Source organism: Rhodanobacter ginsengiterrae, from assembly GCF_050026815.1.
Lineage (GTDB): Bacteria > Pseudomonadota > Gammaproteobacteria > Xanthomonadales > Rhodanobacteraceae > Rhodanobacter > Rhodanobacter ginsengiterrae.
In genome coordinates this window covers 60,686-68,837 of record NZ_JALBWO010000031.1, presented here as the reverse complement: position 1 = coordinate 68,837, position 8,152 = coordinate 60,686, and the positions used below count along the sequence as shown (strand labels likewise).

The following is an 8,152-nucleotide window of genomic DNA, read 5'->3' as shown; positions in this document are numbered from 1 at the left end:
CACACAGGAGGGCATCTACGCGCTCTACTTTGCCCACCATCGACTGATGGAAATTGACCTGGGTAAAACGGCCTAAACTGTTACCCATGTCCTGGTACATGTGTCACCCATGTCTCCGGTCCATACATGTGGCCAGAGAAACGTGGCCCAAAGAGAGGCCACCCCGCTTGGCGCTTGTTGGGCTTCCTGCCCAACAAGTCCGTGAGCCGGGGCCGGGCTTTTCGAACGGGCATCCTGCCCGTGCGAAAAGGAACCGACCTCCATGTCGGTTCCCGCTACGCGGCCTGTCGACCCCGACTCACCGCCGCACAAGGGACCCCGGATAGAGCAGCGGGCCATCGTAGCCCGCACTCGGTGCGCAACCGCTGCGCGGTTGCGAGAGCAAAAGGCAAGTGGCGGTGAACGATTATTCAAGTGGGAAGAAAGTCTGCTATCGGCCAGAAGCGGCCAGTCAGTAGAAGAAGCTGCTCTCCAACTTCACCAATTCAAACGGCCGTAAGTGGACCTGACCCCATTCGCGAAGCGTCTGCGCGATCGGTGTAGAACCCCCTGATGCTGTTTGGGAAGTTTGGGCGCCGTGGGGGCCACCACATCAAGGATGACCAGTGCACCAGACCACGCAGCCTCTTCATTGGGTGGCGTTGTTGTTTCAGGCTGACCAGCAATGCGCTGCATCCACCTGCAGTCCTGGGATACGGCCAAGCCAATGAGAGTCATTCTCCCCGCCTAAAAACTGCCTAAAGAAACTGATTGCAAAGGTAGGCACGTGCTTCAACTATTGCGGCCTCTCGACGCACGTGGAGGCTTCAATGACGATTCAACACGGATGGCAAACTTGCCGGGCTTGCCATCACCCTGGGCAAGACATCCGAGCGGAAGGAGACTGGCACCTGCGAGCCAACCCGGGTTACTGGGGAGCTTCTGCTCCAGAAGTGCTCGTGCTGGGTTTCTCGAAGGGCGCAACCCAGATCGCGGCAGCCAGAGCCGGAGATTTCGATGGCGTAGCTTTTGCAAAAATGCGCCCGCGTCTGCGGCAAGTTCTTGATGCGCTGGGCGTGGACCTGAAAGGCCAGACGATCGACGAGGCGCTGTCGGCTAACGGCCAACAGCTGGGTGCCGCCTCGTTGATCCGTTGCGGCCTGTCAATGATGGAAAATGGCAAGCTCGTCACCAGTGGCACGATCATGCCCAAGGCTGCTCGCGCCCCGTTTCCCCGGCACGTGATGCGCACGTGCATTGCTCAACACTTGGATCCCCTCCCGGCCAGTGTTTCGCGGGTTCTCCTCCTGGGAACGACGAACGCTTACATTCATGGCGTCAAGGCGCTCATGCGTGAGCAGTTCCCAGACTACTGCGACATCAACGAGGTGGCCTTTCAAGCGCAGGGTCGCACGTGGGTGTTCGTGGCGCACCCAAGCCCAGCCAATGGGGAGTTCAAGGAGTGGCTCAGTGGCGACGCTAGCGACACATCCGGACTCAAGCGAATTCTGGCGCAACGCGCGTTGTCGGTGGTACCTCGACCTTCACTCTCACTCACCACCGCGGAGCCTCGCCCCGCGATCCCCTGCGCCTCCATTCCTGTTTGCCCAGTCAAGTCGCCGGCCATGAGCCACTCCGCCCCCACCGATGACGTGTTCGCCCAGACCTTTCACTTGGTGCGCTACGACGGCCGCAAGATCGTACCCGTCAAGATGAAGAATCAAGACACGGGTCGCGTGGCGTTTCGAGTCGTCAAGCAGGGAAACCACAAGAAGGATTCACTGGAAGTGACCGACGAAATTGAGCTGCTCCGCTACTGCGAAAGCGGTCAATACCAGGTCCGCGCCTGCCCACTAGACAGATCCACTCCTGCGAACTTCATTCGGCCATTACTCAACCATCGAATCGTGAAAATTCCCGCTCGCTGATGCATCCCAGTCAAGCCCCTAGTCACATACCAGCGATGCGCCATTGCCTAATTGTGCGCTCCTGAAGATCGCGACGGGACTGGAGTGCAGGGTCGCGGACGTGATGAGCGCTAAGGAATCGAAACGCCAACGGGCTGCTTCGAGGACGCGATAATTTTCCCGATAGAGAGTCCCGGCAGCTGCGCTTTTCGATCATCCGGCGGCCCGCGGCGGCAGTTCGCCTGACACCGAACTAGCCCGTATGCTTGGTTCCCGGGGAATTCGGGGGCGGGGACATGGCGATTTATGAGGAAGTGCTGGCGTGGGCGGACAGGCTGCCGCCGTGGCGTCGGGACGCACTGCGGCGCCTGTGCGTTCAAGGAGAATGGAATGATGCCGATCTTGGCGAGATTCTCGATCTTGCCAAGCAACACCACGGAATCGACAGCGCGCTAGACCCTGCGCCGCAACCGATCCCATTCGCCAGGGATCATTTTCCTGCCGAGGCGGACAAGGACGCGACCGTGGCACTCACGTCCCTGCATACGCTGGTCAACGTCGGGAAAATTCCGAGCGACCAGACCCTGGGGTTCCAGTCGCAGGGGCTCACAGTCGCGTACGGTGGAAACGGCACCGGCAAGTCCGGCTATGCGCGCGTGCTGAAGCAGGCGTGCCGCGCCAGGAGCCCCGGTACCGTCTATGCCAATGCCTACGACCCGAACTTCCCCCAGCTCACGCCAAGCGCCACCGTCGCCTTCGAGCTGGACGGCACCCCAGATCAGGCGCTCTGGAGCGGTCAACGCGGACACGTCTCTCGGCACGAACTCCGGGGCATTTCCGTCTTCGACGGCGACTGCGCGCGCCACTACCTTCAGGCGCGGGAAGCGGCCACCTTCCAGCCCGTCGCCCTGACCTATCTTCAGCAACTGGCCAACGGCCTCAGTCAGGCGCTGCGTCCGCGGCTTCAGGCGGAGATCACTGGGCTCGCGGTGGATGTGACGCCGTTCAACGTCATTCCCGCCGATACCGACGCTGGCCGGGCTGTGCATCCGATCAGCGCCACAACGGATCTGGCGCGGGCGCGCGCACTTGCCGCGCTCACCGCAGACGAGCAAGCAGAGCTTGAACGCCTGCCCCAGGAGATCAACGAAGCGGATCCCACAGCCAAGGCGACGCTGCTGGACAACGCCGCGACCAAGGTCGACGAGTTGGTCAACGCCATCGGCACCGCCGCTGGCGTCATGTCCGACGAAGCGATCGATATCGTGCAGTCGGCGCATCGAAGGTTGCTGGACGCCGAGACTGCCGAGCGCGCTGCGTCGGCCTTGCTGCAAACCGAAGATGCCACGCCGCTGCTTCCCGGCACGGGCCAAGGCCCCTGGGCGCTCCTGTTCAACGCCGCGCGCGAGTATTCGACCGGTGCGGCGTATCCGGAACAAGCCTTCCCGGTCACCGGCGAAGGCGCGCAATGTGTGCTTTGCCAGCAGGAGCTTACGCCGGCGGCGAAGGATCGTTTGCAGCGCTTCGATCGCTATGTCCGGGACACGGCGTCCGAAACCGCCCAGGCCGCGCGCAACACCTGGCAACAGCTCGTGCGCGACGTTGGACAGGCGACCGTCACGTTTACCGTCTCCCAGGTCATGTCCGAGAGCCTGCGCGGGCGCATTGAAACGCTGCCGGACGAGATCCGGATCTTCCAGGAGGACCTGGTCTCCCGCCTTCAGTGGCTTAGAACTGCGGTGGCGAACGGAGAATGGCAGGACAGGCCGCCGTACCGAGGCACGAATCCTACCGCTTCGATCCACCAGATCGCGGACAACTTGCGCGCAGAGGCGACCGCCTTGCGCGCAAACCTCGACGCGGCAGCCTTGGCGGCGAAGCGGCTTCGCCTCAAAGAACTGGACTCGCGGCGCCTGCTGTCGGAGCACATCAACAGCATTGCCCAGGTGGTCGGTAATCTCGGCCGCAAGGTGAAGCTTCAGAAGTGCCTTGAGGACATCGGCAACACGCGTCCGATCACCCTATTTGCAGGCCAGCTTGCCAAAACTTACGTCAGCGAAGCGCTGACCGGCAGGATGAACGATGAGCTCAGGAAGCTTGATCTCTACCATATTCGCGCCGGAGTCAGTTCAACCGGCGACGCGGGATCGGTACGTCTCGGCATCCTCCTTCCCGACAGCCGGCTCGACCCGCACATCGTGCTCAGCGAGGCCGAGCAGCGCATGTGCGCGCTCGCGTACTTCTTCGCGGAACTCCATCAATCAGGATCCTCTTCCGGGATTGTGTTCGACGATCCGGTTTCGAGCCTCGACCACAACCATCGAACTGCCGTGGCACGAAGAATCGTCGAGGAATCCGCCGTCCGGCAAGTCATTGTCTTCACCCACGACGCGGTGTTCTTCGGGGAACTGACCACGCTTTGCGGTGATGCCGGGCAGGCGCCCAGCGTGAAGTCGATCAGCTATCGCGCAGAGGGCCCCGGATACATTGACGCAGGGTTGCCCTACGACATGCGGCGACACCGCGAGCGCATCGTGCAACATCGCGCCGATCACCAGCGGATCGCCGCCAACTTCAACAACCCACCGGGGGACGAAGAACGGCTTGCGATCCGCAACGCCTACGACGACCTTCGGGTGACGATCGAGGTCGGAATCGAGGACACGATTCTCAATAAGACCGTCGTGCGGTTCCGGGACAACATCTCGGTCGGCCGACTCAACGGCGTGATGATCGTGCAGGATGTGGAGTACCGCGAGGTCCAACGCCTGCACGATAAGTGCTGCCGAAACGTCCGGGCGCATTCGCACGCCGCAGGCCAACAGCGTGCGGTGACGCAGCCTGTCGAGCTGCTGCAGGACATCGACGCGGTGAATGCGCTGTTCCAGGAAATCAACAGACGCAGAGGCTGAGAGCATCCATCACTCGGCGACGCTCCCTGCGCGATGGGACAAATGCTTTAGGTGATTAGGGGGGGCAGAGGCAATCCGAGCCCGACCGGCCGCTTCGGGTCGAAAGCAGCCCGTCAAACGCCTTGCGACTGGTTGTTTCCAGCGCGGCTACCGTCCGCGATGCCCGTTGCTGTTGCTTGGCTCTTCTGAAAAGTGCGGGCCACGATGGCCAGCTGCTCTACCGGGGCCCCTGTGCGGCGGTGAGACGGGGACGACAGGCCGCGCAGCGGGAGTCGACAGGGATGTCGACTCCTTTTCGCACGGGCAGGATGCCCGTTCGAAAAGCCCGGCCTCGGCTCACGGACTTGCCGCCCATGGATGGGCGGCAAGCGCCAAGTGGGGTGGCCTTTCTCTTTGGTTATCTTTCTCTTTGGCCACGCAAAGAGAAAGTAACTCGGCTGCCGCAGGCAGACGAAAGCTCTTCGCTCTGAATGCCACAAGAGCATCGCGCACAAGTGCACTCCTACAGGGAGCAGAAGGAGCGGGCAGCGATCAAAGCCAGCTGCCGTAGCGACGGATGTAGATCAGCTTCATCAGCTGAGTCAGCACGCAGTAGCTGACCAGGGTCACTGCCAGCCACGCGAAGTACATCGGCGGCAACGGCACCATGCCGATCTTCGCGCCCAGTGCACTGAACGGAATCAGCATGCCGAGCACGATGATCGCGATGGTCAGGCCCAGCACCGGCGCGGCGGCGATGCTTTGCACGAAGGGAATCCGCCGGGTGCGGATCATGTGCACGATCAGCGTCTGCGACAGCAGCCCCTCGATGAACCAGCCGGACTGGAACAGCGACTGCTGCGCCGGCGTGCGGGCGCCGAAGTAATGCCACATCAGCCAGAACGTGGTGAGGTCGAAGATCGAACTGACCGGGCCGATCCACACCATGAAGCGGCCGATGTCGCCGGCATCCCACTTGCGTGGCTTGCTCAGATATTCCTCGTCCATGCGGTCGAACGGGATCGACAGCTGCGAGATGTCGTACAGCAGGTTCTGCACCAGGATCTGCAGCGGCAGCATCGGCAGGAACGGCAGGAAGGCGCTGGCCACCAGCACGCTGAACACGTTGCCGAAGTTCGAGCTGGCGGTCATCTTGATGTACTTCATGATGTTGCCAAAGGTGACGCGCCCTTCCAGCACGCCCTCCTCCAGCACCATCAGGTTTTTTTCCAGCAGGATGATGTCGGCCGACTCCTTGGCGATGTCGGTGGCGGTGTCCACCGAGATGCCGACGTCGGCGTCGTGCAGCGCCGGCGCGTCGTTGATGCCGTCGCCGAGGAAGCCCACCGTGTGGCCGAGCCGCTGCAGCGAGCGCACCACGCGCGCCTTCTGCAGCGGCGACATCTTGGCGAACACGGTGACACGCGCGACCAGCGTGTCCAGCGCAGCGTCGTCCAGCGCCTCGATCTCCCGGCCCTCGACCGAATGGGTGACATCGAGGCCCACCTCGCGGCAGATCTTGCGCGTCACCGCCTCGTTGTCCCCGGTGATCACCTTCACCTCGACGCCGTGCTGGTTGAGCGCGCGGATGGCGGTGGCAGCGGAGTCCTTGGGCGGGTCGAGGAAGGCCAGGCAGCCCACCGCGACCAGTTCGCTCTCGTCGGCCACGCCGTAGGCGCGCTGGTGCGCCGATTCGCGCCGCACCGCGACGACCAGCACGCGCAGGCCGTCCTCGTTGAGCTTGTGCGTCATCGCCTTGATCTCGCGGCGGCGCTCGTCGGTCAGCGGCTCGGTGAGGTCACCGATTTTCGCGAACGCGCAGATCGACAGCATCTCCTCGACCGCGCCCTTGCAGATCAGCAGGTGCTCGCCGTCGCCGTCGGCGACTACCACCGACATGCGCCGGCGCTGGAAGTCGAACGGGATCTCGTCCACCACGCGGTAGCGCCCGGCGGCCGATTCCAGGTCGCGATGCTCCAGCACCGCCTTGTCCATCAGGTTCTTCAGGCCGGTCTGGAAACGGCTGTTGAGGTAGCCGTATTCCAGCGCCTCGTCGGATTCCTCGCCGTCCAGGTCGAGGTGCCGTTCCAGCACGATCCTGTCCAGCGTCAGCGTGCCGGTCTTGTCGGTGCACAGCACATCCATCGCACCGAAGTTCTGGATCGCGTTGAGCCGCTTCACCACCACCTTGCGCCTGGACATCGCCAGCGCACCCTTGGACAGGTTGGCGGTGACGATCAGCGGCAGCATCTCCGGCGTCAGCCCGACCGCCACCGACAGGCCGAACAGGAACGCCTGCAGGAAGCTGCCCTTGTCGATCCAGTTGATCGCGATCACCACCGGCACCATCACCAGCATGAAGCGGATCAGCAGCCAGCTGACCGAGTTCACGCCGCGGTCGAAACTGGTCTGCACGCGCTGACCCGACATGCTGTGCGCGATCGAGCCCAGATAAGTCTGCGCACCCGTGGCCACCACCACCGCGGTGGCGGTGCCGCTGACCACGTTGGTGCCCATGTAGCACACGGTGACCAGATCCAGCGGATTGACGTCGCCGGCTGCCGCCATGACCCCACGCACCGGCGCCGACTTCTCCACCGGCAGCGATTCGCCGGTGAGGATCGCCTGGCTGATGAACAGGTCCTTCGCGCCGAGCAGGCGCAGGTCGGCGGGCACCATGTCGCCTGCCGCCAGGTGCACGATGTCGCCGGCCACCAGCTCGACCACCGGCACCTCGATCTGCTCGCTGTGCCCGTCGGAGGCGCACCGCGTCACCGTGGCGGTATTGCGCACCATCGCCTTGAGCTTCTCGGCGGCACGCGTCGAGCGGTACTCCTGGGTGAAGCTGAGCAGCACGCTGATGCCGACCATCACCGCGATGATGATCGGTCCGGTCAGGTCGCCCTGGTCGGTGACCAGCTGCACGCCGGCCAGCACCAGCAGCACCACGATGAACGGATTCTTGAACGCGCGCAGCAATTGCAGCGACCAGTGCGGCGGCTTTTCGTGTGACACCTCGTTGGCGCCATCGCGATGCAGCCGCGCCTCGATCTGCTGCGCATCCAGGCCACGGGTCGAGGTTTCCAGCTCGGCCAGCACGCTCTCGCTCGCACTGAACGCATGCGCGGCAACGGGCACGGGTGCGGCGCGGCCGGCTGCCTGCTGGGCAGGCATGGGGGACATCTTGCTCATGCTTTCGCTTCCGTGAGGCGGAATATCGCTGCTGCGTGACGTGGCCGGCGCAGACCCGGCGTCCCGCCAACGGGATGTTGGGGCAGAGACCTTTCAGTAACCGGTCAGCCGCCTGTGATGGCCTGTCCGCCGCGGCGGCACCATCGGGTCCGGCGGCAAAGACCGGGGGCTTGCCGTGCGCAT

3 protein-coding genes are annotated in these 8,152 nt (G+C 63.4%); 2 read left to right on the top strand and 1 reads right to left on the bottom strand.

The window, feature by feature from the left end:
* Positions 1-809: 809 nt before the first annotated feature.
* Complete coding sequence (locus ACQGNJ_RS00465) at positions 810-1,907, top strand: hypothetical protein (protein WP_426687278.1); 1,098 nt, start codon at positions 810-812, stop codon at positions 1,905-1,907.
* Positions 1,908-2,182: 275 nt separating this feature from the next.
* Positions 2,183-4,798: an AAA family ATPase gene (locus tag ACQGNJ_RS00460; RefSeq protein WP_426687277.1), complete on the top strand. Its 2,616-nt coding sequence runs from the start codon at positions 2,183-2,185 to the stop codon at positions 4,796-4,798.
* Between the two features lie 531 nt (positions 4,799-5,329).
* On the opposite strand, the gene mgtA is transcribed toward ACQGNJ_RS00460, so the two are convergent.
* Complete coding sequence (mgtA, locus tag ACQGNJ_RS00455) at positions 5,330-7,969, bottom strand: magnesium-translocating P-type ATPase (RefSeq protein WP_426687276.1); 2,640 nt, start codon at positions 7,967-7,969, stop codon at positions 5,330-5,332.
* Positions 7,970-8,152: the final 183 nt, after the last annotated feature.

Bases quoted from the DNA above. Each gene is read 5' to 3' on its own strand.
- ACQGNJ_RS00465 (WP_426687278.1), top strand. From the start codon at position 810: ATGACGATTCAACACGGATGGCAAACTTGCCGGGCTTGCCATCACCCT.
- ACQGNJ_RS00460 (WP_426687277.1), top strand. From the start codon at position 2,183: ATGGCGATTTATGAGGAAGTGCTGGCGTGGGCGGACAGGCTGCCGCCG.
- mgtA (WP_426687276.1), bottom strand. From the start codon at position 7,969: ATGAGCAAGATGTCCCCCATGCCTGCCCAGCAGGCAGCCGGCCGCGCC.